This is a genomic window from Mycobacterium farcinogenes (genome assembly GCF_019739075.1).
Lineage (GTDB): Bacteria > Actinomycetota > Actinomycetes > Mycobacteriales > Mycobacteriaceae > Mycobacterium > Mycobacterium senegalense.
This window is the reverse complement of record NZ_CP081673.1, coordinates 4,288,413-4,313,678: the sequence shown is the minus strand read 5'-3', so window position 1 is coordinate 4,313,678 and position 25,266 is coordinate 4,288,413. Positions and strand designations below refer to the sequence as shown.

Below are 25,266 nucleotides of genomic sequence, written 5' to 3'. Positions count from 1 at the left end.
TTTCTATGGCTTCGGTCCCAAACAGTTCTCCGGACTCCAATCGTTGAGGTGGCGTACGCCGTGGAGAACTTCGACGTAGTGCGGTGCGATGAAGGTCTTCGTGATCGCCATCAGCACCATCAGCATGCCTATGGTGGCGAACCCGGATACGACGGTGGTGCTCAGCGCGGTGCGCTCATCTGGTTGGCGATCCCAACGGGTGTAGAACAGCAGTGCGGCGAAATGCCATGAACCGTAGATCAATACGTTCAGGCCCCACATGCCGACACCGTTGTCGAAGCAGTAGTTGGAGCCCGAGTAGGCAAAGGTCTCGCCGAGAGGCATGATGCCGGCCAGAAGCAGGCACAGGACCGCATGGCGAGTCATCGAGTCGCGAGCGAGGACACCGCCGGTACGATCGAGCAGCTGACTGGTCACCCGGTAGAGCGTTCCCAAGATGACCGTGTAGAAGCTGAACACGCTGATGGTCATGGGCAACATGAACAACGGCACGCCATTGGGATTCCAGGCGGTGTTGAAGGCGAAGTGGCCGTGGAGGACCTCGTACCAGGGATCGGTGCCGACGAACCCGCCCAGCACGGCCCAGATCATGAGGAAGACGCCCATCCGGAAGCCGTACAGCTCGGTGAGCGGACGTCCGTGGTCTTCGCGCGTCCGGAACACCAACGGCCAGACGAGGGTGCCGAGGGCCATCACGATCGCCTGACCGACCAATGCGGGGTCATTGGGACGGTCGTAGCTGAGACTCATCACGACCAGCCCTTGCAGCGGAACCGTGAGGAGAAACCACACAAGGTAGATGATCTCGGTGCGTCGCTTGCCTGGATTCGCCGCCAGGAGATGGAACCTCGGCGGGTCGGCCTGGGTCACCGCCCGCGCGCGAGGTCGAAGGGTGTCATCACCATGTCGAGCAGTTCGGGGGTCAGCAGCGCACCGGCGTATTCGACCCAGCACCAGCTGCGTGCCGGAACCTTGCCCGGCGAACTGGCGGTGAGACGGCCGAAGTAGTGGATGTAACTGCCGCACGTGTCGAACGTGAATGTGTATGTTTCCGAACCGATATTGGCGTTCAGCCTGGTCAGCTTGCCGGCGTCGTTGAACGTCGGCGTCGCGGTGATGTCGTCGTATGCGGTGGTCACCCCGTCGATCACCTGATAGCCGGGACCGAAGGCGACGCGGTCGCGTCCCTGCCAGAAGCAGCCGCCACCCCACTGTCCGTCGGGGTACTCGTGCATCCACGACACCCACATCCCCTGCAGGAGTCGGGCGATGGGGAGCTCCGGATACACGCGTCCCAGCGGGCCGTAGGCATAGTCCTGATGTAGGTAGCCCGAGACGGGTACGCCCTCGATGGTCCCGGTGGCAGCCATCAGTTCATGCCGGTAATGCACCTGCTCCACGACGCCGTCCTGCGCCGGAACGTGGACGGTGAACACGTCGGTGACGTTGGTACCGTGCATTTCCCAGCGACCGCTCGCGTCGTGCCAGTGGAACCCCCCGTCGTCGCGTTCGATGCGTCCGCTGGGATAATTCAGCGTGACGGAGGCGCCGGTGTCGGCATAGGTCATCGGCTCGAACCAGTCGATGGTCGAGTACTCCGCGAACAGGTGTGGCGGGTCGGGATCGAATGATGCCGGGAGCTTCTTGAAGCCGGTTATCGGCGACACCACATGTGTCATTCCGGTGATGAAGTCATCAGCCCCGCGCAGTCCCCAATAGGTCTGTCCTGCAGCATCATTGACGACCGCACCGATCCACATCCCGGCGAGTCCTACATCCGGCGCCGGAGCCCAGTCCCGACGATAGTGGTCAAGGGTGGGTGGATGCGTTGCGACCGTGAACTCGAAATTGCTCACTGCCCAGCCCCCAAACTGAGTCGATCACACTGCGGATCTCGCCTGGCCGACGGTTCCGAGCCGACACGGCCGCTTCCGGGACCCTATTTAAATATCTAGATATATTCTTGTAAAGGGCGCGGAGGAGCAAAGGGCTGACGGCTGCTGCCTGGTTGGGTCGTCGGATAGCTTGGTCGTTGTTCGAGGTGTTGTTCCGAATGATCGGACGGTAGGGAGACGAGTGGCCAAGCCGACTGCGGCGAAGGGTGGAACTTCCGGCGGCTCAGCGTCGGGAAAGCCCAAGCAGATAGCCGACGAACTGCGCGACCTCATCATCGCCGGAAGGCTCGATGAGGGAGACCTCCTGGGCACCGAAGCCGAGTTGTTGGAACGCTTCCAGGTGTCGCGTCCGTCATTGCGCGAATCGCTGCGCATCCTGGAGGCCGAAGGTCTGATCTCGGTGCTGCGGGGTGCATTGGGCGGTGTGGTTGTACACCGGCCCGATCAGCGTATGACGGCGCGAGCGGCTGCCCTCGTGATGCAGTCTCGCAGCATCTCGCTGGCCGATGTATTCGAAGCCAGTGCCGTTATCGAACCCGCCTTGGCACGTATGGTCGCGTTGTCCCGCGGACGTGAACGTGCCGCTCTGCGCCTACGTGAGTTCGTGGTCGAGATGAAGCGCACCGTTCAGGATCCGACAGCCTGCACCACGGCGATGGTTGGTTTTCACAGCGAGATGGTGCAGTTGGCCGGCAACCAGACCCTGATCATCATCTGCGAAATGATCAATGAGGTCATTACCCGTGCGGCAGTGGCTGATGTCCTGACGCGAAGCCAAGGGGAGCCGGTTACGTCGCGGCGTCGCACGATCCGTGAGTTCGAGCAGCTCGTCGATTTGATCGCTGCCGGGGACGGCGACGGAGCGCAATCCCACTGTGCCGCGCACATGGCCCGGGTGCGGCGGGCTCTGCTCGGCGAGCGTGGCAGTTCGACGATCGAGGTAAACCGGCATCGGTGACGCAGGTGACTGCGCCCCAAACCTCTACAGGCTTCTCTGGACGCCGGCCGTGATGATGCGTTAGCTTGGGTTGGTTTAGATTCTCAGATGCATCGCCGGGTCTGCCTGGCACTCGACATGCGGGAGGCACCCGTGGCCGACGTGACCCCGGCACGCATCGGGTTGCTCATCGATTACCTGGACGAGAACGATAACTACGACGAGAACGTCCTTCTAGCACTGCAACTCGTCGCTGACGAGTATCTGGAGCGTGGAATCCTCGAACGTCCGGTTGAATTCGTCATCCGTGCCGTCCAGGGCCTGCCGAGGGGGTCGTTTCGGGCGGTGCGCGACGCCTTCTTTGAGTTGGTCGAGCAGGACACGTTGGTGATTTTCGGCCCCTGGGTCTCCGAGAACGGGGTCGCATTGCGCCCGTACGTCGAGGGCCTGGCCCAGGTGCCGATCATCACCATGGCGGCTTCTGAAAGCATGCTTGGCGATTGGGTTTTCGGGCTTCCGGCTGGTTCCATGGAGGAAGAACCGATCATCATGGCCACCGTCGCCTCGCTCGATGGATGCCGCACTGTGGGTCTGGCGTTCGAGGACAGCCTCATTGGCCGCGAGTATCTGCGAACGGCGCGGGAAGCCTGCCGGGATGCAGGACTGACGATCACCGCAGAGGTGGCGATTCCCCAAGTTGAAAGCGACAAGCATGCCACCATGACCACCTTGGCGCAAGGCGAGCCCGACGCGGTCATGCACGTCGGCTTCGGGCTGGGAATCATCGGCATGAATGCTGCACTTCACCACATCGGATGGATGCCGCCGCGCTACACGACGACCGCATTCGAATTCGCCGCGACCAGTCCGTGGTGGCGCAAGCAACTCGCCGGCTGGATCGGACTTGACCAGTACGACGAGCGGAATCGGACAGCACAAGCCTTTCTTGATCGATTCGAGCGCGCCTACGGGCGGCGCCCCGAGTACTTCTTCCCCTTGTACTGCTACGACGTTGGCAGGCTCATGATGACCGCGCTCGCCGGCGCCCGGCCCTTGACCGGTCCGGCTGTCAAAGAGGCGTTGGAGCGCATCAAGATGCTGCCCGCGGCGACCGGTGCCCCCGGGACCCGGTTGAGGTTCGGGAAGTTCATCCGGCACGGCTGGGTCGGTAGTGAGTTCCTGGTCGCGAGGCGAGTGCTTCCTGACGGCAGCGCGTCAGTACTGCACGCCACCATCGAAGGCCACGTGAGTGACTCTCCGGTGCTCCGCTAGTCGCCTTTACATCTATATGTATCTTGCGCATATTCACGCATGGCGCGGGGAGTTTGTCCGGTAAACAGCCGTGAGCCGTGAGCTGTCGCGACTGGTACCGCAGCGATGAGTTGTCGCCTTATTCCCTCTGAACTGCTTGTTAGTGATATCTCCTGTGGATGCGATGCCGTCGGGTCGCGATCGAGGGGTGCTCGCAAAGGGGTAGACAACGCGTCGCGCGCTGCGTTATACCTTTAGAGGTATGCGGCGATCGATATCCGGATCACCGCACGCGGGGTAGATGCGAATCGGCTGGCGGTGATCAGGGATCGGGGGACTCTGGAGCGCCGTAACCCCTGCGGCACCGCGAAAGCATTGCCGCCGAGGTGATCTGCTCGGCCGCCGCCACAAGGTGTGGCGGCCGGCCCTCGCAGCAGGCGTGATAGCGGACTTTGGAGGGGTGAATCGCCGGTGAGCCGACACGGGGATCGATCCGACGTGGCGGGAACGCGCCGACGCGCCTCGGTAGCAGCGGTGAAGCTGAACCCCAGCGTCGAGCGTGTCTGGCCGCGCCCGGTGGCCGGATTGGTGACGGTGGTGATCATCGGACTGGCGATCGTCATGGTGGCAGTGCTGTTTCGCGGTGATCTGAACTCAGCGGTCCCGGTCACGGTGATGTCACCTCGTGCGGGGCTGGTGATGAACCCCGACGCCAAGGTGAAACTGCGGGGCGTTCAAGTCGGAGCCGTCAAGTCGTTGGAGACCTTGCCCGACGGGCGCGCGGTATTGCACCTGGCGATGGATCCAGCACAGCTGCAGCAGATTCCGGCCAACGTTGGGGTTGATATCGCGTCGACCACGGTGTTCGGCGCGAAGTACGTTCAGCTCATTGATCCAGAGGATCCATCGCCGCAGGCGATGGTTCCCGGTCAAGTACTCGACGCCTCGCGGGTCACGGTCGAAGTGAACACCGTTTTCGAGCAGCTCACCGCGGTGCTCGCGACAATCGACCCGGCCAAACTCAACCAGACGTTGGGCGCGATCGCCTCGGCCGTCAACGGCCGCGGGCATTCGATCGGTCAGATGCTGGTCGACCTGGACACCTACCTCGCCACCATCGAGCCTGGATTGCCGGCGTTGAGTCACGACTTGGCCACTGCACCAACCGTGCTCAACACGTATGCCGATGCAGCACCCGATCTGCTGACTGCTGCCGGCAACGCAAGCCGGATCAGCCAGAGCATCGTCGACGAGCAGCACAACCTCGATGCGTTTCTGGTCAGCATGATCGGGCTCGCCGATGTCGGCAACGACGTCCTGGCGACCAACCGCGCCGCACTGACCGATGCCGTGCATCTGCTGGCGCCGACCACCGATTTGACCAGCCAGTACAACCAGGCCTTGTATTGCATGATGGGCGGTTTGATCCAAGCCGCCTACATCAAGCAACCGCAGGTGCCCGGCGCCATGGTCAACGCGGGGTTCGTCCTGGGCAAGGAGCGCTACCGGTACCCGACAGATCTGCCCAAGGTCGCGGCCACCGGTGGCCCACAATGCGTCTCGGGGCTACCCAACGTGCGGTATCTTTCGCGGCCGCCGTTCATCGTCGCAGACGTCGGTACCAACCCGGCGCGATACGGCAACGAAGGCGTTCTGCTGAACACCGATGGCCTCAAGCAAACGCTGTTCGGACCGCTCGCCGGGCCGCCGAGAAACTCCGCGCAAATCGGTCAACCCGGATGAGGCACGCGACGACGGTGACGGCAGTCAAGTTCGGGGTGTTCGGTGTCGTGATGGCGATACTGACCGCCTGCTTGTTCACTGTTTTCGGCCAGTACCGGACCGGATCCTCGCAGGACTACTCAGCAGTGTTTGCCGACGCGTCCAGCCTGAAAGTGGGGGACTCGGTGCGGGTGGCGGGCATCCGAGTGGGCACGGTTACCAGTGTCAAACTGCGGTCGGACACCACCGTGCTGGTCCGCTTTGATGCAGATCGCAAGGCGGTACTCACGACCGGAACCAGGGCGATCGTGCGCTACCTCAATCTGACCGGGGACCGCTACCTCGACCTTGCCGCGGCACCAGGGCCCACCACCATCCTGCCCGCCAATGCCCAGATTCCCATCGAACGCACCGCACCGGCCCTCGACCTCGACCTGCTGCTGGGTGGGCTGCGGCCGGTAACCCAGGGATTGAACCCCGACGACGTCAACGCGCTGACCCAATCGTTGGTGCAGGTCCTGCAAGGGCAGGGCGGTGCCCTGCAATCGCTGCTGTCGGAAACCTCTTCGTTTACCACCGACCTCGCCAACAACGATCAACTGGTTCAGCAACTCATCGACAACCTCAACACGGCAGTGGGCACGCTGGCCAAAGACGGTGAGAAGTTCTCCGGCACGATTGACCGCCTGCAACAGTTCACCAGCCAACTCGCCGCCGATCGCGATCCCATCGGCAACGCGATCACCGCCTTGGACAACGGAACCGCGTCACTGGCCGACCTGCTCACCCGGGCACGCCCACCGTTGGCCGGAACCGTCGACGAACTCAACCGCCTGGCACCCAACCTGGACATGCAAAAAGACCACCTCGACGCCGGCCTGCAGCGGATGCCGCACAACTACCGCAAGCTCGCGCGCCTGGGCGCCTACGGCAGCTTCTTCAACTACTACCTGTGCGGCGTGGCAGTGCGAGTCACCGATCTTCAAGGACGCACAGCGGTCTTTCCCTGGATGAAGCAAGAAACGGGAAGGTGCTCAGACAACTGATGCTGAAATACCGTGGACCCCAGCTGATCCGACGCGGCTTCATCGGCGTCGTCGTCATCGTTCTGGTCATCGCCGTCGGAATGCGGAGCCAACAGTTGGTGTCCTGGGCCACCGAGATCCGATACCAGGCCTTGTTCGATCAGGCCGGCGGGTTGACTGTAGGCAATAACGTCACCATGTCGGGAACGAAGGTCGGCACCGTTTCGGGTGTGGAGCTTCACGATGGGCAGGCCCTGGTGACCTTCTCACTCAGCAGTGACATTTCGCTGGGTACCCAATCCACCGCCCATATCCGCACCGGTTCGTTGTTGGGACAGCGAGTGCTGACGGTGAACACCGCCGGGCCCGGCCGGATGCTGGCTCTCGACGTCATACCGTCGACCCGCACCTCCTCGCCGTACTCGCTCACCGAAGCCGTGGGCGACCTCACCACCGACATCGCCGGCACCGACACCGATACCCTCAACCAGTCCCTCGACGCGCTCTCGGCCACCATCGAGGCGATCTCTCCGGATCTGGGATCGACGTTCGACGGCCTCACCCGACTGTCGCGGGCGCTCAATGCTCGCAACCAAACCTTGGGTGAGTTGTTTCAACACGTCAGCGAGGTCAGCGCGGTCCTGTCCGAGCGCAGCCAACAGGTCAACACCCTCATCCTCGACGGCAACGCATTGCTCGACGTTCTCGTGCAAGTGCGTCAGGGCATTGTTGAACTGCTCGCCAACACCTCGGCAGTGGCCAACCAGCTCACCGGGATGGTGCACGACAACGAGGCCGAACTGGCGCCCACGCTCGACAAACTCAACGCCGTCACCGCGGTGCTGGAGAAGAACCGCGACAACATTGCCAAGGCACTGCCCGGCTTGGCGAAGTACGAGCTGAGCACCGGTGAACTGGTCTCCAGCGGCCCGTACTACCAAGCCCAGATCGCCAACTTGAGCATGCCGCAGCTGCTGCAGCCCTTCTTGGACTACGCCTTCGGATTCCGTAGAGGAGCCAACGCTGGGCAGCCACCTGACAACGCGGGCCCACGCGCGGAATTCCCGTTCCCGCGCAACGGTATCCCGCAACCACAAGAACGATGGGGTCCGCCATGATCGCTCGCCGACGCACCGCGCCGGCAGGTGTACTCATCGCGTTGATCCTCGCGGCCAGTGCGGTGCTGCTGCATGCCTCGTTTTTCGGCGTGAAAACGGTGACTGCCTACTTCAGCTCTGCCACAGCCATCTATCCGGGCGATGACGTCCGGGTCGCGGGCATCAAAGTCGGGACCATTACCGCCATCGCACCCGAAGGCAGCCAGGTGAGAATGTCGCTGGACATCGACCGTGGCGTGCCCATCCCCGCAGATGCCAAAGCCGTCATCGTCGCCGCCAACTTGCTCGCTGCCCGCTATGTGGAACTCACCCCGGCGTACCGGTCCAGCGGCCCCCACGCCAACGGCCCTATCATGGCCGACCGCGCAGTCATCCCGATCGATCGCACCGCCGTTCCGGTCGAGTGGGACGAAGTCAAGTCTCAACTGATGCGCCTGGCAACAGAATTGGGGCCATCCAGTCAGGTATCGACTCCGGCAATCGCGCGATTCATCGACACCACCGCCAACGCACTCGACGGCAACGGCGACAAACTCCGCGAAACGCTGAACCAGCTGGCCGGCGTCGGGCGCATCCTGGCCGACGGCAGCGGCAATATCGCAGACACCGTCAAAAACCTGCAGATATTGGTTTCCGCGCTGCGCGACACCAACCCCCAAATCGTGGAATTTCAGGGCAGGTTCGCCACGTTGACCAGCATCCTCGATGACAACCGCACCGATCTCGATGCCGCGCTGAACAATCTGTCCTCAGCACTCGGTGAAGTCCAACGCTTCATCGCCGGCACGCGTGATAAAACCAGCGAACAAGTCCAACGGCTGACCAATGTCACCTCCAACCTCGTTGAGCACCGCAAGGACCTCGAACAACTTCTGCATGTGACACCGACCGCGCTCGCCAACGGCTACGCCGACTACAACCCGGACACCGGCACCATTCTCGGCTCGATCTCGTTTACGAACTTCTCCAATCCGGTGCAGTTCGTCTGTGCCGCAATCGGCGCCGTCAAGAACACCACTGCAGCCGAAACCGCGAAACTGTGTGCGCAATACCTCGGTCCTGGCCTGGACCAGCTCAACTTCAACAACTTGCCGTTTCCGATCAACCCGGCGTTGGCTCCCTCGCCGCGCAATGTCATCTATTCCGATCCTGCCCTGGCACCCGGCGGGACCGGAGGCGTTCCTGTGCCCGCCGAAGTGCCTCCGTCGGTTTCGGCCTTCACCGGGGCGGGCGATGTGCCTCCGCCTCCGGGTTGGAACCAACCGCCCGCGCCGCCGGGCCGGAATGCACCGCTGCCCGCAGCGCCATCGCCGGCGCTCTATCCCGGCGCGCCGCCGCCCACCGCGCCCAGCGTCGAGAACCTGCTACTACCTTCTCCCGCGCTGCAACCGGCACCTTTGCCCGAGCAACCTGGGCCCGTGCCACCCACCGAAGGGACGCCCCCATCATGACCGTTCGGCATTCAGCGGGAGTGGGCGCGGCGTTGAGCGCCGCTACGGTGCTCACGTTGTCGGGTTGTGCATTCAACGGAGTGAACTCCCTGCCGCTGCCCGGCACCGTCGGACATGGACCCGGGGCCATGGTCTACCACGTGGAGATCGCCAATGTGGGCATGCTGGAGTCGAATTCGCCGGTCATGATGAACGACGTCGTCGTCGGAAGTGTCGGCGCGATGACGCTGCGCGACCAGCACGCCGACGTCGAAGTCCGGCTGCAAAGCGGAGCCAACGTCCCAGCCAACGTGGTCGCCACCGTCGGGCAGACCAGCTTGCTGGGATCACAGCACCTGGCGCTGGACCCGCCTCCTGGGCAGCCACCGGTGGGACACATCGCGCCCGGGTCCACCATTGCGCTGAACCAATCGTCGACCTACCCCTCGACCGAGCAGACGTTGTCCTCACTGTCTGCGGTGGTCAACGGCGGAGGCCTGGGCCAAGTCGGCGACATTGTGCACAACTTCAACGCGGCACTATCGGGACGTCAGGATGCCATCCGCGATCTGATCACCAGACTCGACAAGTTCGTCGGCGTGCTGGACCGCCAACGCGGCGATCTGATCGCCTCCATCGACGCCCTCAACCGGCTGGCCGGCACATTCTCCGGACAGCACGAGGTGATCACCGAGACCCTGCGCACGCTTCCCTCCGCACTCGATGTGCTCCTGGCTGAAAAGCCGCGCATCATCACCGCCCTCGACAAGTTGCGGGCCTTCAGCAGCACCGCTACCACGCTGATCAACGACACCCAGGCCGACCTGGTGAAGAACCTTCAGAACCTCCAGCCCACCGTGCGTGCACTGGCGGATGCCGGCCCGGGCATCATCGACGGCCTGATGTACGCCACGGTCTTTCCCTACGGCCAGAACGTGATTGACCGCGGCCTCAAAGGTGACTACATGAACCTGTTCGCCGTGGCTGACCTGACCGTTCCGCGCCTCAAACGTGGCCTGTTCCTGGGAACCCGCTGGGGTGTGGATGGAGCAGTGCTGGCGCCGGCCCCCGGAGACCCCGGCTATGACTGGTACTACACCAACAATCCGCTCGGCGCGCCATTGGCGGTGCCGCCGGAAGGCACCGAGTTAGCCCCGCCGCCACCGGCCGGGCCGCCGGTGATCCTGCCCGGAGGACCCGTCCCACCCGCTGCCGCACCGCCATCGACGACGCCACTGGGCGCGCCGCCGCCCAACGGTATGCCGGCACAATCTGCGTCCGTACCCACCGAACCGCCAAACGAGGGTCCGCCGCTGCCTTCAGCCAATGACGGGGGCCGCTGAATGCTCACTCGGTTGGTCCGGATCCAGTTGGTGCTCTTCACCATCGGCTCCATCGTGGGCCTTGTCACCATGGTGGTGGTCTACATGCAGGCGCCGACTCTGCTGGGCGTGGGACGTATCACCGTGACGGCGGAACTGCCGGGAACCGGTGGTCTGTACCGCTTTTCCAACGTGACCTACCGCGGGGTGCAGATCGGCAAGGTCACGGCGATCTCACTCATACCGCGCGGGGCCAAAGCAACTTTATCACTGGACGCCTCACCAAAAATCCCCGCAAACCTGAAGGCTGAGGTGCGCAGCGTTTCGGCAATCGGCGAACAATACCTCGATCTGAAACCCATCTCCGACACACCCCCGTACCTGCACGACGGTTCGACGATCGCCAAGGCGGACACCACTGTTCCGCAACAAGTCGGGCCACTGCTGGACCAAACCAGCGCGCTGATCAAGAGCATCCCCAAAGACAAACTCGGACTGCTGCTCGACGAGAGCTTCAAGGCGTTCAACGGTGCAGGTTACGACCTGGGATCCCTCATGGACTCATCGGCCAAAGTCTCGGCCGGTCTGAACGATGTGCGCGACCCCACCAAAGCCCTCGTCGAGGACTCTGGGCCGCTACTCGATGCGCAGGCCGCCGCCACCAATGATTTGCGGACCTGGGTACGCAGCCTGGCCAACATCACCACCACGCTCGTCGACGATGATCAACAGATCCGGAAGGTACTCAGCGACGGCCCCGCATCGATCAACGAGGCATCCCGGCTCTTCGAACAGGTCAAGCCGACACTGCCGGTGCTGCTGGCCAACCTGACCTCGATCGGACAGATCCTGGTCACCTACCGACCCGGCCTCGAACAAATCCTGGTGTTACTGCCACCCTTCGTCGCCAACATCATCTCGGCAGCACCCGATCACAATCCGACCGGGCTGGGACAAGGCGACTTCACCATGTCTTTCGGGGACCCACCGTCATGCACCGTTGGATTTCTCCCGCCCAGCCAATGGCGGTCTCCGGAAGATACCTCCGAAGTCGACACCCCTGATGGCCTCTACTGCAAACTGCCCCAAGACTCACCGTTGGCGGTACGCGGGGCCCGGAACTACCCCTGCATGAACAAGCCAGGGAAGCGGGCCCCGACGGCCGAGATCTGCAACAGTGACAAACCCTATGTACCGCTGGCAATGCGCCAACACCTCACAGGTCCTTACCCGCTGGACCCCAACCTGATCGCCCAAGGTGTGCCGCCCGACGCCAGGGTCGCCAACGACGACCACATTTTCGGTCCGACCAACGGAACGCCCATGCCGCCGCCGGCCGCGCCGGACCCTGCCCGCGGCGGGCCCATCCAAATCCCGCCACCTACAGCACCGCCCAACCCCGCGCCGCCACCACCCGAAACTGACGCCGCGGTACCGGCAGCACCAAGCGCATTCGGCGGCAACAACACTCACTCAGAGCCTGCGGTCGTCTTCGCGCACTACGATCCCAATTCCGGACGCTACGTCACACCTGACGGCCAGACCTATCAGCAGGCCAACCTCGTTGCCTCACGGCGGGCAGCGAACTGGAAAGACCTCGTGATGGAGGATCATCCATGACATCGACGCGAACCGTAAGACGGCAACCGGCGGCCACCGCACTGCCAATGCTTGTTCTGATCGCTGCGGCGACTGTGGCGGCATTGACCAGCACTCCGAGCGCGGCCGCTGCATTCTGCGACCCCACACTCAACGGCGCCTATCGTGCAGTGTCCGACGGGACATGGGCGAAAACCAACGAGATCTTTCACGACGAAGCCACCGTGACCAGCACCTGGACAGTCAGGACCACGTGCAGCTCCGAAACATACGACTGTGCAGGCGAAGTGACCAGCAGCCAAGGGTGGAACGCCCCCATTCGATGCGACTCAGCTGGGCTGTGGTCGGTGCGAAGACACCTTGACCAGTGGGAGCCATGCCACGACGGCACCGCTGCACCGGCTGATCAGCTGCTGTACTTTTCGCCCGACCTGTCGGGATCGCCGAGCTTCGACGACGTGAGTTCGTTCTCCGGTTGGGACCGCACCGTAGGCACCAGCGGTGGCTGCGGAATCAACCGACCACTGGTCATCGAGATGCCATTCCAGCTCATCCGAATTCAATGACGCGTGAGGACTTTCGTTACACGACCGACAATCGCACGGCGTCACGAACAAGCGTTCTCCTACGCACGACCAGAAGCTTGTGAGACCAGCGAACCTCCGAGAACTGTTGCAGTCCAGGCAAACACTCAATGCCCGCCTGATCTGCAGGTCCGGCGCTGCGAACGGGGCCCTGTGCCGGAAAGCATCTGGCCTGTCCGGCCGGAGGGTAGCGCCGGATGAGCTACTGTCAGTACATACTTCATAAAATGAAATAACACTGGGCCAGTGAAAGGTCTTGAGGATGAAGCGAGTACGGGTGACCAAGGATTCGGCAGAGTTGAAGTCAGCGGACTACGTCGTCGTGGGATCAGGTAGTGCAGGTGCGATCGTGGCGCGACGTCTGGCCGACACCGGCGCGACCGTCATACTGATCGAGTCGGGCCGTCAGCGGCGTGGCCCGCTGGTCACCGTTCCCGGCATGTGTGGAGCCATCCACGCGGTCACCGCCCTTCAACGGCTGGTCACCTGGCCTGCGTACAGCGTTCCGCAACGACATATGAAGGGCCGCACCCTTCCCCAGTCGCATGGCCGGATCCTCGGCGGCGGCAGCGCGATCAACGGGATGGCCTTTGTGCGGGGAAACCGGCAGAACTACGACGAGTGGGCCGCTGGTGGCGCGAAAGGGTGGGCGTTCTCTGAGGTTTTGCCGTCGTTCCGGCGGCTGGAGTGTTTCGAGGACGGTCCGAGCGAGCTGCGCGGCGGACATGGCCCCATCGCTGTCGAACGCGCCACGGGGTTGGCGAGTATTACCGAACGCTACATGATCGCACTTGCGGAAACCTCCGGAGTCGGCATGAACGATGACTACAACGGCCTGCAGCAGACCGGGGTAGCGCCGCTACAGCAGACCGCCGGTGCGGGCAGAAGAGTGGGTACCGATCGCGGGTATCTATCGGACGCGCCCCGGAATCTGCATGTACTCACCGGTGTCACCGCGACCCGGGTGATCACGGAAGCGGGGCGCGCAATGGGTGTGGAATTGGTCGCGGGTCGCAACCGGAGACCGATCGGACCGGTACACGCGAGCTGCGAGGTGATCGTCAGCGCAGGTTCCCTGGGTTCACCGCGGCTTCTGATGCTCTCGGGCATCGGCCATGCGGCGCACTTGCGTGACCATGGGATCAAGGTGATCGCCGACCTGCCCGTCGGTGACAATCTGCACGATCACTTGTTCGTGCCGATGTCCTATCAGGCTCGCGGCGGGCGCAGCGCGTCACCGCTGAGTTTCGCCGGCGCGGCGGTTCGTGAATGTGTGCGCCCGCGGTCGACGTACCTGGCGCACACCCTGTTTGAAGCGGTGGCGTTCCTCGACAGCGGCGTAGGAACGGGCACTGACGTTCCGGACCTGCAAATGTTCATTCTTCCGATGAGCTATCCGGCAAATCAGGACAGTCCCGGTCTGCACTTGGCCGCCGAGTCCTCGTCTTCGTTGACGCTCATGCCGACGATGATTTATCCCGAGAGCCGGGGAAGTGTGCGCTTGGCGTCGACTGATCCGTTCACTGCCCCGCTGATCGATCCCAACTACCTGGCTGAGCCCCGGGACGTAGCGACACTGGTCGCTGGCATGGAGCTGGTCCGAGAAACGTTGACTCACCAGGAGATTGCACGGGAGATCGGCGACGAAGTGCTACCCGGTTCGGATCACACCGGCGCTGACTTGGCCGACTTTGTGCGCCGGAACGCCTCGGGGGTGTATCACCCGGTCGGCACCTGCCGGATGGGAACCGACGAGCGCGCCGTCGTCGATCCCGAGCTACGGGTCCGGGGAGTGGAAGGGTTACGAGTTGTCGATGCGTCGATCATGCCGAGCATCGTCGGCGGCAACACCAATGCCGCGGCGATGATGATCGGAGAGCGGGCCGCTGAACTGATCGTCGGCGACTGACGTTCAGTTGCTCGGTTGGCCTGCTAGATAGACCTCGAGTAGCTTCCGAAGGCTTGCGCCCACAGCGTGGTCGTCGGTGAGTGGCGCGACGATGGCAGCCTCGGCAGCCTCACGCACCGAAAGGCCGGCCTGGGCAAGGCGGGCTGCGGCGATCAGTACGCGGGTTGAGGCAACCTCCCTTAGCCCGGCACCGTCGAGGCGGCGGATTGCTTGGGCGAGGCGGACTAGATCTTCTGCGGTGTTGGCACCGATTCCGCTTTCACGCTGCACGATGATGCGCTCGATATCTGGGGCTGGATAGTCGAATTCGATGGCGACCATGCGCTGGCGGGTGGAATCTTTGAGATCTTTGAGAACGCTCTGGTAGCCCGGATTGTAGGAGACGACCAGGCAGAATTCTGCTGTAGCGGTGAGTGTTTCACCAAGTCGTTCGATCGGCAGTGTGCGGCGGTGATCGGCGAGGGGATGAAGCACCACGGTGGTGTCCTGTCGGGCCTCGACCACCTCATCGAGATAACAGATCGCACCTTCGCGAACCGCGCGCGTCAGCGGGCCGTCGACCCATTCGGTTTCCCCGCCACACAACAAGAACCGCCCGACGAGGTCGGCGGTGGTGAGGTCGTCGTGACAGGCCACGGTGATCAGCGGGCGTCCCATCTCATGAGCCATCGCCTCGACGAAGCGTGTCTTGCCGCACCCGGTCGGCCCCTTGAGCAAAACGGGGAGTTTTTGTCGGAAGGCGGCCGCGAACACTCGTTCTTCATTGCCGACCGCGTGGTAGAACGGACGCTCGACGGTGCGGGATGTGTCCATAGCCACGTTGGGTGTTGGCATCGGATCTATGGTCCCTTCGTGTTCACTGGTGTCGGCGGACTTCGGCGGTGCGCAATGCCGCTCGACAGAGGCTGGCGATGACTGGCGCGAGTTGATCGGGCCGGGCGACTGCTGCGTGGGCCGCGGTGCCGAAGACCAGCGGCAGTTCCTCTGACGGAGCCGAGGCGCCCACCGTCAGGCACAGACACCCGGTACCGCGGCTGCGTACTTCGGCGAGCGCCTTTCGAACGTCTCGCGCGCCGTGATCCAGGTCGTAGCCGTGATCGAACGCCAGGCCGTCGGAGACCACGATCAGCAGGCGCCGGGTGGTGCCCCCACCTTGGTCGATGATGCTGGCGCCGTGCCGGATCGCGGCACCCAATCGTGAGTACCCACAAGGTTCTAGTTGGTGCAGGCGGGCGAGCATAGAACGTTCGTTGTACTCGGCAAACGTCTTCAACGTAGTCAGCCGGACGTTATGCCGGCCGTGTGAGGAAAAGCCGTACACGGCAACGCGATCACCGAGCCGCTGCATGGTCGTGGCCAGTGCGGCAACCGCGATCCGTTGATGGTCGTGGATCCGAACTCGCCCGACGCCGGGCTCGGCAGTTGACCCCGAGATATCGAGGAGGATCAGCGCCGACAGATCACGACGATCGCGGCCCGTCGCGAGATAGAACGCTCCGTCAGATTCCTGTGTAGTGAGTGCGCAGATCCGGCCCTCGACTGCGGCGTCGATGTCGATGTCGTCTCCGTAGGGCTGTCGGCGGCGTATCCCGAAACCGGTTCCCAGCCGAGACAGTGGTCTTCGCATACCTAGATCAGCGTTCGCCATCGAACCTTGCGGGCGGTCATCGGGTTCGACGACGCGCACGGTGCACCACTCGGGCCAGTAGCGTCCGCTCCTTGAATCCCACTCCGGGTACCGAAACCCTCTGCCAGATGGCGATGTAGCTTGATCGTCCGCGACCTTGGTCCCGATCACCGCGGTGGAGCGCGCACGCCCCGCTGTACCCAGCGGCGACATCGAACGTCCCCCGACCGGCCCGTCCGTGCCGGCCAGGCCCGCCCCCCGCAACAATGCGCGCAAGAGACGCCCCATCAGTAGCGAGCCGTTTCCGGCGGAGAAGAAGAAACTGTCGTCGGGCATCGGAGTTGGCGGCACTGGCTGCGTGGCCCCTTCGGCGACGCCGCTGCGCTCGCCTGTGACTTTGTCTTCGGGAGTTGCCGTACCAGTGGGCCGCACCGCCAGTACCTGGCGTGGCCGAAGTACTCCCAGATACAGACCGGACTCCGGGATGGCCGAACGGGTCCGCGCCAGGGCCAGCGAGGCTGCCGCCGAGTCACTGAGCCGCGCGATATCGTCGCAAATCATGTAGTTGAGCGACCGCGGCAGAAGGTCTCCCAGTTCGGCGACAGCGCGCGGCCCCTCGATTCTCAGAAATCGGCGACGTAATCGACTGTGCCACAGTAGGGGTCGCATCAGCTCGGAAGAAAGACTACCCGCACCGATCAGTGCGGCGTGGACGACCACCGCCTCGATGGCTTTTCGCGAATCCTCGCTGGGGTCGAGCGTGATCGTGTGGCCGTCGGACCACGCCTGCTCGCCCGGCCCGCCGGCGACGACCTCGACCGGCCGGCCGGCGACGGCCGATGCCAGCATGTTGTGCACGTGCGGCGCGCCGCTATGTCCTGGCTCCGCCGCCACGGTAGTCACTGGGGATTGCAGCGGTTGGACTCCACGGTGATATCGGTAGGCCGGCCGTCCGGTTGTCCGATCTGCCACGTGCTGGCTTTACCGGCGGTGAATGGCCCTGGGGCGCCCTGGGATTGGTAGTAACCGCGTGGATCCCAGGTCTTGGCCTCCGGGTAGGGCCACGGGCAGGCGACGGTGGAGGCCGCTCCCGTCGTACGTGCCAGCCAGAACGCCGAGCTGAAACTCATCATCGCGACATTCAGGATGATCGCCATCACCAGAAACGTCGCCAGCTTGGGTCGACGATTGTGCAAGCGCAGACGTTGGGCGAGCTTGTCTGCCTGCGATTTTCCCGTGTCGTCCCGATACAACAGAATCGACGCCGGGATCATGATGATCGTGATGAGCACACTGGCCATCAACAACGGAAACTGACTGTTCTTGCCGACATCGATGGAGCCGAATTCGACCACGTGGCTATAGGTGAGGAACTGGGTGCGAGTGAGCAGGACCTCCTGGGCGGCATCCCAAACCACGCCGATGACGAATGTCAGCACAGCCATCGAGATCAGTGGATGGCGCCAAACGAATGTGTCCGGGGCGCGGCGTCGCTGAATTGCCCGCAGGATCGGCATAGCCAGGAAGTAGGGGAGCAGGACGTACGGTGCGTAGATGACCGAGGTCAACGGTTCGATAACCGGAGAGATGTTGAGCCACGGCCAATCTCGGGGAAAGTGCCACAGGTCCGGGTTGTAGACCAGTCCGATCGCCCAGTTGTTGATCGGATCCCACCAGAAAAGCGTGCTGGACGCGAGGATCATGAGGATGACCGGATGACCGGGATGCCGCCTCCAGACCGCTACCGAGGCAACGATCGTGACGGCGAGGAGCAGAGCGCCCAATATCTGCCCCCACAGGACGAAATCGATGTTGGGCCACAGTGGCTGCACCGGGGCCGACTTGCCCACGCCCGCTGGATTCGCATTCTCAGGCGAGGCCGGTCCGTGCTTCTCCGCGGTCACCAGGATGAAGACCGCCACCGCGGCGATGACCGCCCAGCACGCCAAGGCCTTCCAGGGGGCGGACGCACGTACCCGTCCGCCATCGTCGGCAATCGAAGGTTGGCAAACACGAGTTGATGGCTTCATAGCACTCCGCACTGTTTCCCGCGACAGGTGACGCGCGAGGTGAACCTCGCCCGAGTGCGACAGTAGCGCACATATTTCAGATAATGAACTACTTGGTGGATATCGGCCCTGGAATGCGAGGTCAGGTAGGGTGTGGCGTCGTGGCTGACACCATCGGAGCTGCCGACGACAGCGACATCGTGGACTTCCTAGGCGCCGCGACAGACATCCGGCGCATGATTTCAACCCTCACCACGCCTGTGGCTCGTGAGTATGGAATCTCGGAGCGTGCACTGGGCATCATCTTTCTCGTCCATGCCGGGCTCGACCGGCCGGGCATGCTGATCGACTATCTCAACGTCCTGCCGAGCACGATCACCTCAGACATCGACAAACTCGTCGCCGCAGGTCTGTTGCTGCGAACGCCATCGAACGACGACCGGCGGGGGGTTCGCATCGAGGTGACCCGTCGAGGCGCCGGAGCGCAAAAGAAGTCGCTGGGCCAGTTGCACGAATTCTTCCGTGCCAAGGCGGCCGGCGTCGCCCTCGATGAACTTCATGCCTGCATCGCCACTCTCAGGAAGCTCAGCGGCGTTCCGCGGTCCTCAGTTCCCAATCCGCATCGTAAGGCTGACGACGCTCTCTGATCGAGGATCGTCGGTTCACGAATCCACGCCACGATCGAGCACCACGTCCATGCCCCGTCTCAGCGACGACAGAGGCTACATATCGGTGCGTTACGTTGACCACATAGGTAAGTCCGAGGCCCACGACGAGTGCGGCCAGCACGCCGAGCACCCGGTGGTCACCGAACAACGGATAGACCTGGTAGTGGGTCAGGTAGGTGTACAGCGATGCCTCGGCGAGCAGGCCGCACCCGATCGCCACCGGAGCGGGACAGCGCAGCGCGGGCAACCAGATCAGCAGCGCGAACCCGGCCAGCACCAGGGTTTCCCTACCGGTGTTGCCGAAGTAGCCGTGTAGTCCGATCGCCAGTACGCCGGTGACGATCATGCGCTGCCAGGTGGCCGTGGCCTTGGCCGCTGTCCATCCGGCTGCGAAGAACCAGAACGCCAGGATCGTGAACCAGGCTTCGCGGCCCAAGCCGAAACCGGGTAGGTCGTAACGCAACACCAGCCCCAGCGCCAGGAACGCCGCGGCGAAGGCGAAGGGACGGCGTCGCTCCAACCGGTCGGCGCCGGGCAGCGCACACACGGCGGTCAGCGCCACCAGGATCCAGACCAGCACCTCGACGAACCACAACCGCCCGGCGGTCATGCTGTCCGGCGGCCCCAGGAACTTGTTGGCCAGCAACAGGTTCGACGCGTAGTAGTCGTCGGTGAGCACGAGTGCGACCGCGACCCAGACGATCGAGGGCACCGCAATCCAGGCGATCGTGTTGCGCAGGTGACGCAACCGGGTCGACCGGGGGACCGGGGTGAGACAGAACCGGCCGAAGTTGTAGCCGGCCACCCCGAGCAGGATGTGTGCACCGCCCCACAGCGCGAACAACTCGGCATGCGAGCCGACGATGAGGACGATGGCCGCAGCACGCAGGGCCACGCTGGTTTCCACGGTGGCCCACCGGCGCCGGCGGGCCATGTAGTTGCGCTCCAGGTCTCGCAGCGTCATCCGGTGCCAGTCCTTCGGCAGCCGCCCGAGGGCCCGTTCCAACCGGACCGACATGGCCACATAGGACAACGAGTTGCCGCCGAGGTCGACGAAGCTGGCGTCGCGGTCGACGGACTCGGCGGGGACGTGCAGTACGTCGGCGAACAGACCCCTCAGATCCTCGACGTCGGTCACGCGCGGTTCGGCGACCGCCGCGCGCACCGCGGCGTAGTCCGGCTTGCCGGAAATCAACCGGGGTAGTTCGGGGACGAGCACGGCGCGCACCGCGCCGGCCGGCACACCCGCGAGGGTGGCGGTCAACTGTTGCACGTCGTCGGCGGTGGCTTCGCCTGTGCCCGCGGCTGCCACGGCGAGCGTCTCACCGTCGTCGGTGCACAGTGCCGCCACGCCGCGGTCGGCGAGGGTGGTCTGCAGCCGGTCCAGGTCGATGCGCAGCCCGAACAGTTTCACGAATCGCGCACTGCGGCCGACAATCTCGTACAGGCCGTCGGAGGTGCGCCGTGCGATGTCGCCCGTGCGCAGTTCTTCGACGGTGGCGCCGAGGGCCAGGTCCTCGGGGCGGTCGGCGTATCCGAGCATCACGTTGGCTCCGCGGTAGACCAGCTCACCCGTGCCGTCGGGCCAGCCGTCACCGGAGCGGATGGACAGGCTGCCGCCGGGGATCGGACGCCCGATGGCCTCGGGGTGTGACAGAGCCAATTCCGGTGGCAGATAAGCCATCCGGGCGGTGGCCTCGGTCGCCCCGTACATCACGAACAACTGCCAGCCGCGGCGTTGTCCCAGAGCCGCGAAACGGCGCACCCGGTCAGGTGCCATCCGTCCGCCCGCCTGGGTGAGGTACCGCAGATGGGACAGGTCCATGGTGTCGAAACCGATGCGGTCGAGCAGATCGAAGGTATGGGGTACCCCGGCGAAGGTGGTGGCCCGGTGCCGGGTGAACAGGTCCCAGAACTTGTCGTCGACCACCGAGCGATCGGTGAGGATCAGGCAGGCCCCACGCAGCAGGTGGCTATTGACCACCGAGAGCCCGTAGCAGTAGGAGATCGGCAACGTGGTTGCCGCCCGGTCGGTTTCACTGATTGCGAGGTACTCGGCGATGGCGGCGGCATTGCTGGCCAGGTTGGTGTGGGACAACCGGACCAGCTTCGGTGATCCGGTGCTGCCCGATGTCGACATCAGCAGGGCCAGGTCGTCGTGCATCCGGTGTGTGCTGCGGGCGCGCACGTGGTGGATGCCCGCGGCATCGACCACCGTGTCGGGGGAGTAGGTCTGCCGGATCGTCCGGTGATCACCACCCGCGGGCACCGGCAACGACACATGGCCGGCTGCGAGTGCGCCGAGATAGTGCACCAGAGTCGGCAGATCATTACGTGCTTCGAGGAGTACCAGGCGGCGTTCGGGGCCCAGTGCTGCCGCGGCCTCGGACACGAGATCGGCGAGGGCGGCGTAGCTGACCTGTCGGGTCTCGGTCACCACCGCGATCCGGTCACCATGGGCCCGCAGCGCCTCGGCGAGGTGGCTCAAGGCAACGCCGTCCCGGCGCCCCGCACATCGATCCGGACCTTGGTGTCGCGGGCCGGCGGGTTCAGGCTGTGCTGGCGCACGACGATGGGCTCACCGGCTGCGGCCGGCTCGATGGTGAGCAGTACGTCGTGGCCGAGGAATTCGGTGGCGATCACGGTTCCCACGCTGGCTGCTGCCTCGGCAGCACCCTCGCTGTCCGAGATCGCCGTGGCGACAAGCTGTTCGGGTCGCAGCACCACCGTGCACGGACCGTCGGCCGCGCCGGCCTGGACCGGTACGCGGCCCAGAGCGCTGTCGGCCCAGCCTGAGGTGACGGTGCCCGCCACCGTGATGCAGTCCCCGAGGAACTCGGCGGTGAATCGGTCGGCAGGTTGGCGGTACACGTGCTCGGGCGTTCCGACCTGGGTGAACCTGCCCTCACGCATCACCGCGATCTGATCGGAGATCGACAGTGCCTCCTCCTGGTCGTGCGTCACGATCAGGGTGGTCACCCCGGTCTCTGACAGCACCCGGGCCACGGACTTGCGGGTGGCGGCGCGCAGCCCGGTGTCCAGCGCGCTGAACGGCTCGTCGAGTAGCATCACCACCGGGCGGCGGGCCAGGGCCCGGGCCAGTGCGACGCGCTGCTGCTGGCCGCCGGACAGTTGGTGCGGCCTGCGCTGCGCGAACGAGGAATCCAGCGACACGGTGTCCAGGAGTTCGCTGACCCTGGCCCGGGCTGCGGCCCCGCGCTCGCGTAGACCGTAGGCGACATTCTGGGCCACCGTCAGGTGCGGGAACAGCGCGCCGTCCTGTGCCACGTAGCCGACGTCGCGGCGATGGGGTGCGACAGTGTTTGTCGGACCGGCCATTTGGCGTCCCTCGATGGTCACGGTGCCGGCGTCGGGGGATTCAAAACCGGCGATCACCCGCAGCAGCGTGGTCTTGCCGCATCCAGACGATCCGACCACCGCGGTGATGGAGCCCGGCGTCAGGGTCAGGTCGATGCCGTCGAGCACCGCGGTGCCGTTGAAGGACTTGCGGAGTCCACGTACTTGCAGGACGTCGTCGGTCACAGGGCGGCCACCTTTGTCGACTGGCGCAACAACATCAGGGTCACGGGTATGGACAAGGCAATCAGCATCAGCGCGTAGGGCGCCGCGGCGGCGTAGTCCAATTCGCTGCTCAGTGACCAGAACCGCATCGCCAGCGTGCGGGTACCGGTCGGTGCCAGCAGCAGCGTAGCGGTCAATTCCGTTGCGACGGCCACGAATACCAGCGAGGCGCCGGCGGCGGCCGCGGGCGCGGTCAGTCGCAGGGTGACGCGGACGAACGTCCGAGCCGGTGAGGCTCCCAACGAGCGTGAGGCCTCCTCCACCGACGGCGGCACCTGGGCCAGGCCCGAGCGCAGGCTGACCAGGGCACGGGGCAGGAACAGCAGCACATAGGCGCAGATCACCAGGGCCGCAGTCTGATAGAGCGGGGGAGCGTAGCGGATCGCCACCGTCACCAGGGCCAGTGCGGTGACGATCCCGGGCATGGAGCTGGTGATGAAGTTGGCGCCCTCGATCGAGCGGGCCAGCAGTCCGCTGTAGCGGACCGCGACCCAGGCGAACGGGAAGGCCAGGACCGTGGTCAGAGCCGCGGCGGCAGCGGCCAGCGTCGCGGTCTGGGCCAGCGCGGTACCGATCTCCGTGGCGTCCCACACCTGCGCGCCGCCGATCCACATCCACCGCGTCAGCGTCCACAGCGGCACTCCCAACGCCAGGGCGGCCAGCGTCAGCAATCCGACGATGGCCGGCAACGTGGTGCGGCCCAGGCGCATCGGCGCACTGGCGCGTTGCGCTCCGGAACCGATCCGCGCGAAGCGGGCGTTGCCCCGGGCCGCGGCCTCGGTGACCAACAGCAACAGGCACAGGAGGACGAGGACGGCGGCCAGCGTGGCGCCGGCGGCGCCGTCGAAGGTGGCCTGGAACTGTTCGAAGATCGCGGTGGTGAAGGTCGAGAAGCGGATCATCGCGAACGCGCCGTACTCGGCCAGCAGGTGCACACCGATCAGCAGGGCGCCGCCCAGGATCGCCAGGCGCAGCTGCGGCAGCACCACCCGGAAGAACACCCCGGACGATCCGGATCCGAGCGCCCGGGCCGATTCCTCCAGCGCCGGATCGATGCGGCGCAGGGTGGCCGCGGCGGGCACGTAGACGAAGGGGAAGTACGACAGCGTCGCGATCAGCACGCCCGCCGGCATCCCGTGCAGCGTGGGCAGCACGCTGACCCAGGCATAGCTGTTCACGAACGCGGGCACCGCCAGGGGCGCGACGAACACCGGCCGCCACCACGTCCGTCCCGGCAGATCCGTGCGTTCAACCAGCCAGGCCGCGCCGACCCCGAGCACCACACAGACCGGCACGGTGATGAGGACCAGGCCGACCGTGTTGAGCAGGAGCTCCCCGACCCGGGGCCGCAGCACGAGCTCGATCACCCGGCTCGGACCCGTGGTGATCACCGACCAGGCCACGTAACCCAGCGGGATGAAGGTGGCAGCCAGCAACAGCACCACGGCGGTGCTCAGCGCCGCCCCCGGCCGGGCACGGACGGAACGCTGCTGCGGTGCGGGTTGAGCCGACGGCGCTTCTGTGGCGACCAATTACAGCAAGCCAGCCTTCGTCATCAGGTCGGTGACCTTGGCGGCATCGAGATTGGACGGGTTGACCGCGGGCGCCTGCAGCGTGTCCAGCGGCGGCAGGGCCGGGTTGGCGGCGACGCCACTGGCGACCGGGTATTCGAAGGACGTGCCTTTCTGCAGCACCTCCTGACCGGCCTTGCCGGTGATGAACCGGAGGAACTGCTGGGCCTGATCCTGCTTCTTGCTGGATTTCAGCACGCCGCCGCCGGACAGGCTGACGAACGCGCCGGGATCGGAGTTCTTGAAGTAGTGCAGCGCGGTGTTGCCGCTGATCTCCTTGGTCTTGGCCTGATCGCGGAACCAGTAGTAGTGGTAGATGATCCCACCGTCCACCTGACCGTCGTTCACCGCCCGCAGTGTGGCGATATTGTCTTGGAGCACAACGGCATTGGTCTTCAGTCCGGCCAACCACTGTGCGGTGGCCGGTTCGCCCTTCAACTCGAGGATGGCAGCCACGATCGCCTGAAAGTCGGCCTTGGCCGGAGGTGCGCCCCAACGGCCCTTCCACTGGGGCTGCTGCAGATCCATGATCGAGTGGGGCAGCTGGTCGGCCGGCAGCTTGGCCTTGTTGTAGACGAACACCGTCGAGCGTGCCGCCACACCGGTCCATTTGCCCGACGACGGCCGGAACTGGGCCGGGACCTGATCGAGGGTCTGCTGCTCGACGTCGGCGAACAGCCCGGCGCGTTCGACGGCTGCCATCGCGGGGGAGTTCTCGGTGAGGAACACGTCGGCCGGGGAGGCGTTGCCCTCGGCCACCAGCTGGTTGCCCAGCTCGGTGTCACCGCCCTGCCGGTAGGTGACCTTGATCCCGGTCTCCTTGGTGAACGCGTCGATCCACTCCTTGGTGAGCGACTCGTGCTGAGCGTTGTAGATGAGCAGCTCGTCAGACCCTGAACTGGAGCACCCGACCATGCCGGCGGCGACCGCGACGGCGGACAGGACAACGGCAATCCGGCGACTCCAACGTGTGCGCATCGAGTGATCCCTTTCGGCGTTAGCTGAGCATCACCTAAG

General features: G+C 64.6%; 20 protein-coding genes. 11 read left to right on the top strand and 9 right to left on the bottom strand.

Annotated features, from left to right (window positions below):
* Nucleotides 1-3: 3 nt before the first annotated feature.
* Together K6L26_RS20520 and K6L26_RS20515 are read right to left on the bottom strand one after the other, a co-directional pair.
* Entirely contained in the window at nucleotides 4-870 is an 867-nt protein-coding gene (locus K6L26_RS20520; protein ID WP_221851383.1) for a hypothetical protein, read from the bottom strand.
* Nucleotides 867-1,856 carry a hypothetical protein gene (locus K6L26_RS20515; protein WP_221851381.1) on the bottom strand — a complete coding sequence of 330 codons (990 nt, stop codon included), beginning with the start codon at nucleotides 1,854-1,856 and terminating at the stop codon, nucleotides 867-869. The genes K6L26_RS20520 and K6L26_RS20515 overlap by 4 nt, the downstream gene beginning before the upstream one ends.
* Nucleotides 1,857-2,076: 220 nt before the next feature.
* Here K6L26_RS20515 and K6L26_RS20510 point away from each other — a divergent pair, with 220 nt between their 5' ends.
* From K6L26_RS20510 to K6L26_RS20465, 10 genes are all read left to right on the top strand, one after another.
* On the top strand, nucleotides 2,077-2,853 hold the full coding sequence (locus tag K6L26_RS20510; RefSeq protein ID WP_221851379.1) for a FadR/GntR family transcriptional regulator: 777 nt from the start codon (nucleotides 2,077-2,079) through the stop codon (nucleotides 2,851-2,853).
* Between the two features lie 87 nt (nucleotides 2,854-2,940).
* On the top strand, nucleotides 2,941-4,104 hold the full coding sequence (locus tag K6L26_RS20505) for an ABC transporter substrate-binding protein (RefSeq protein ID WP_245008624.1): 1,164 nt from the start codon (nucleotides 2,941-2,943) through the stop codon (nucleotides 4,102-4,104).
* 600 nt (nucleotides 4,105-4,704) lie between these two features.
* Entirely contained in the window at nucleotides 4,705-5,826 is a 1,122-nt protein-coding gene (locus K6L26_RS20500; RefSeq protein ID WP_245008766.1) for an MCE family protein, read from the top strand.
* The gene (locus K6L26_RS20495; protein WP_221851377.1) at nucleotides 5,823-6,851 is read left to right on the top strand and encodes an MCE family protein; all 1,029 of its coding nucleotides are present in this window, start codon (nucleotides 5,823-5,825) and stop codon (nucleotides 6,849-6,851) included. Before K6L26_RS20500 ends, K6L26_RS20495 begins: the two co-directional genes overlap by 4 nt.
* Entirely contained in the window at nucleotides 6,851-7,948 is a 1,098-nt protein-coding gene (locus K6L26_RS20490) for an MCE family protein (RefSeq protein WP_221851375.1), read from the top strand. Before K6L26_RS20495 ends, K6L26_RS20490 begins: the two co-directional genes overlap by 1 nt.
* Nucleotides 7,945-9,399, top strand: coding sequence for an MCE family protein (locus K6L26_RS20485; protein WP_221851373.1), 1,455 nt, complete (start codon nucleotides 7,945-7,947; stop codon nucleotides 9,397-9,399). Before K6L26_RS20490 ends, K6L26_RS20485 begins: the two co-directional genes overlap by 4 nt.
* Nucleotides 9,396-10,721 carry an MCE family protein gene (locus K6L26_RS20480; protein WP_221851371.1) on the top strand — a complete coding sequence of 442 codons (1,326 nt, stop codon included), beginning with the start codon at nucleotides 9,396-9,398 and terminating at the stop codon, nucleotides 10,719-10,721. The genes K6L26_RS20485 and K6L26_RS20480 overlap by 4 nt, the downstream gene beginning before the upstream one ends.
* Complete coding sequence (locus K6L26_RS20475; protein WP_221851369.1) at nucleotides 10,722-12,320, top strand: MCE family protein; 1,599 nt, start codon at nucleotides 10,722-10,724, stop codon at nucleotides 12,318-12,320.
* 326 nt (nucleotides 12,321-12,646) lie between these two features.
* The gene (locus K6L26_RS31715) at nucleotides 12,647-12,865 is read left to right on the top strand and encodes a hypothetical protein (protein ID WP_245008623.1); all 219 of its coding nucleotides are present in this window, start codon (nucleotides 12,647-12,649) and stop codon (nucleotides 12,863-12,865) included.
* A gap of 280 nt (nucleotides 12,866-13,145) precedes the next feature.
* Nucleotides 13,146-14,792, top strand: a complete 1,647-nt coding sequence (locus tag K6L26_RS20465) for a GMC family oxidoreductase (RefSeq protein WP_221851366.1) — start codon at nucleotides 13,146-13,148, stop codon at nucleotides 14,790-14,792.
* A 3-nt stretch (nucleotides 14,793-14,795) separates the two neighbouring features.
* On the opposite strand, the gene K6L26_RS20460 is transcribed toward K6L26_RS20465, so the two are convergent.
* Genes K6L26_RS20460 through K6L26_RS20450 form a run of 3 tightly spaced genes read right to left on the bottom strand, consistent with a single transcriptional unit; the run spans nucleotide 14,796 to nucleotide 18,368 of the window.
* Nucleotides 14,796-15,626: a CbbQ/NirQ/NorQ/GpvN family protein gene (locus tag K6L26_RS20460; protein WP_245008622.1), complete on the bottom strand. Its 831-nt coding sequence runs from the start codon at nucleotides 15,624-15,626 to the stop codon at nucleotides 14,796-14,798.
* A gap of 22 nt (nucleotides 15,627-15,648) precedes the next feature.
* Nucleotides 15,649-17,313, bottom strand: a complete 1,665-nt coding sequence (locus K6L26_RS20455) for a nitric oxide reductase activation protein NorD (RefSeq protein WP_221851364.1) — start codon at nucleotides 17,311-17,313, stop codon at nucleotides 15,649-15,651.
* Between the two features lie 5 nt (nucleotides 17,314-17,318).
* Nucleotides 17,319-18,368: a spirocyclase AveC family protein gene (locus K6L26_RS20450; protein WP_221851363.1), complete on the bottom strand. Its 1,050-nt coding sequence runs from the start codon at nucleotides 18,366-18,368 to the stop codon at nucleotides 17,319-17,321.
* A gap of 221 nt (nucleotides 18,369-18,589) precedes the next feature.
* Between K6L26_RS20450 and K6L26_RS20445 the strand changes: the two genes are divergently transcribed.
* Nucleotides 18,590-19,075, top strand: a complete 486-nt coding sequence (locus tag K6L26_RS20445) for a MarR family winged helix-turn-helix transcriptional regulator (RefSeq protein ID WP_221851361.1) — start codon at nucleotides 18,590-18,592, stop codon at nucleotides 19,073-19,075.
* Here the strand turns inward: K6L26_RS20445 and K6L26_RS20440 are convergent.
* From K6L26_RS20440 to K6L26_RS20425, 4 genes are read right to left on the bottom strand one after another with little or no spacing between them, the layout of a single operon-like run.
* Entirely contained in the window at nucleotides 19,014-21,584 is a 2,571-nt protein-coding gene (locus K6L26_RS20440; RefSeq protein WP_221851360.1) for an AMP-binding protein, read from the bottom strand. The two genes, K6L26_RS20445 and K6L26_RS20440, sit on opposite strands and share 62 nt — an antisense overlap.
* Nucleotides 21,581-22,639, bottom strand: coding sequence for an ABC transporter ATP-binding protein (locus K6L26_RS20435; RefSeq protein WP_221851358.1), 1,059 nt, complete (start codon nucleotides 22,637-22,639; stop codon nucleotides 21,581-21,583). The genes K6L26_RS20440 and K6L26_RS20435 overlap by 4 nt, the downstream gene beginning before the upstream one ends.
* On the bottom strand, nucleotides 22,636-24,210 hold the full coding sequence (locus tag K6L26_RS20430) for an ABC transporter permease (RefSeq protein WP_221851356.1): 1,575 nt from the start codon (nucleotides 24,208-24,210) through the stop codon (nucleotides 22,636-22,638). Before K6L26_RS20430 ends, K6L26_RS20435 begins: the two co-directional genes overlap by 4 nt.
* Nucleotides 24,211-25,227 carry an iron ABC transporter substrate-binding protein gene (locus K6L26_RS20425; RefSeq protein ID WP_221851354.1) on the bottom strand — a complete coding sequence of 339 codons (1,017 nt, stop codon included), beginning with the start codon at nucleotides 25,225-25,227 and terminating at the stop codon, nucleotides 24,211-24,213.
* Nucleotides 25,228-25,266: the final 39 nt, after the last annotated feature.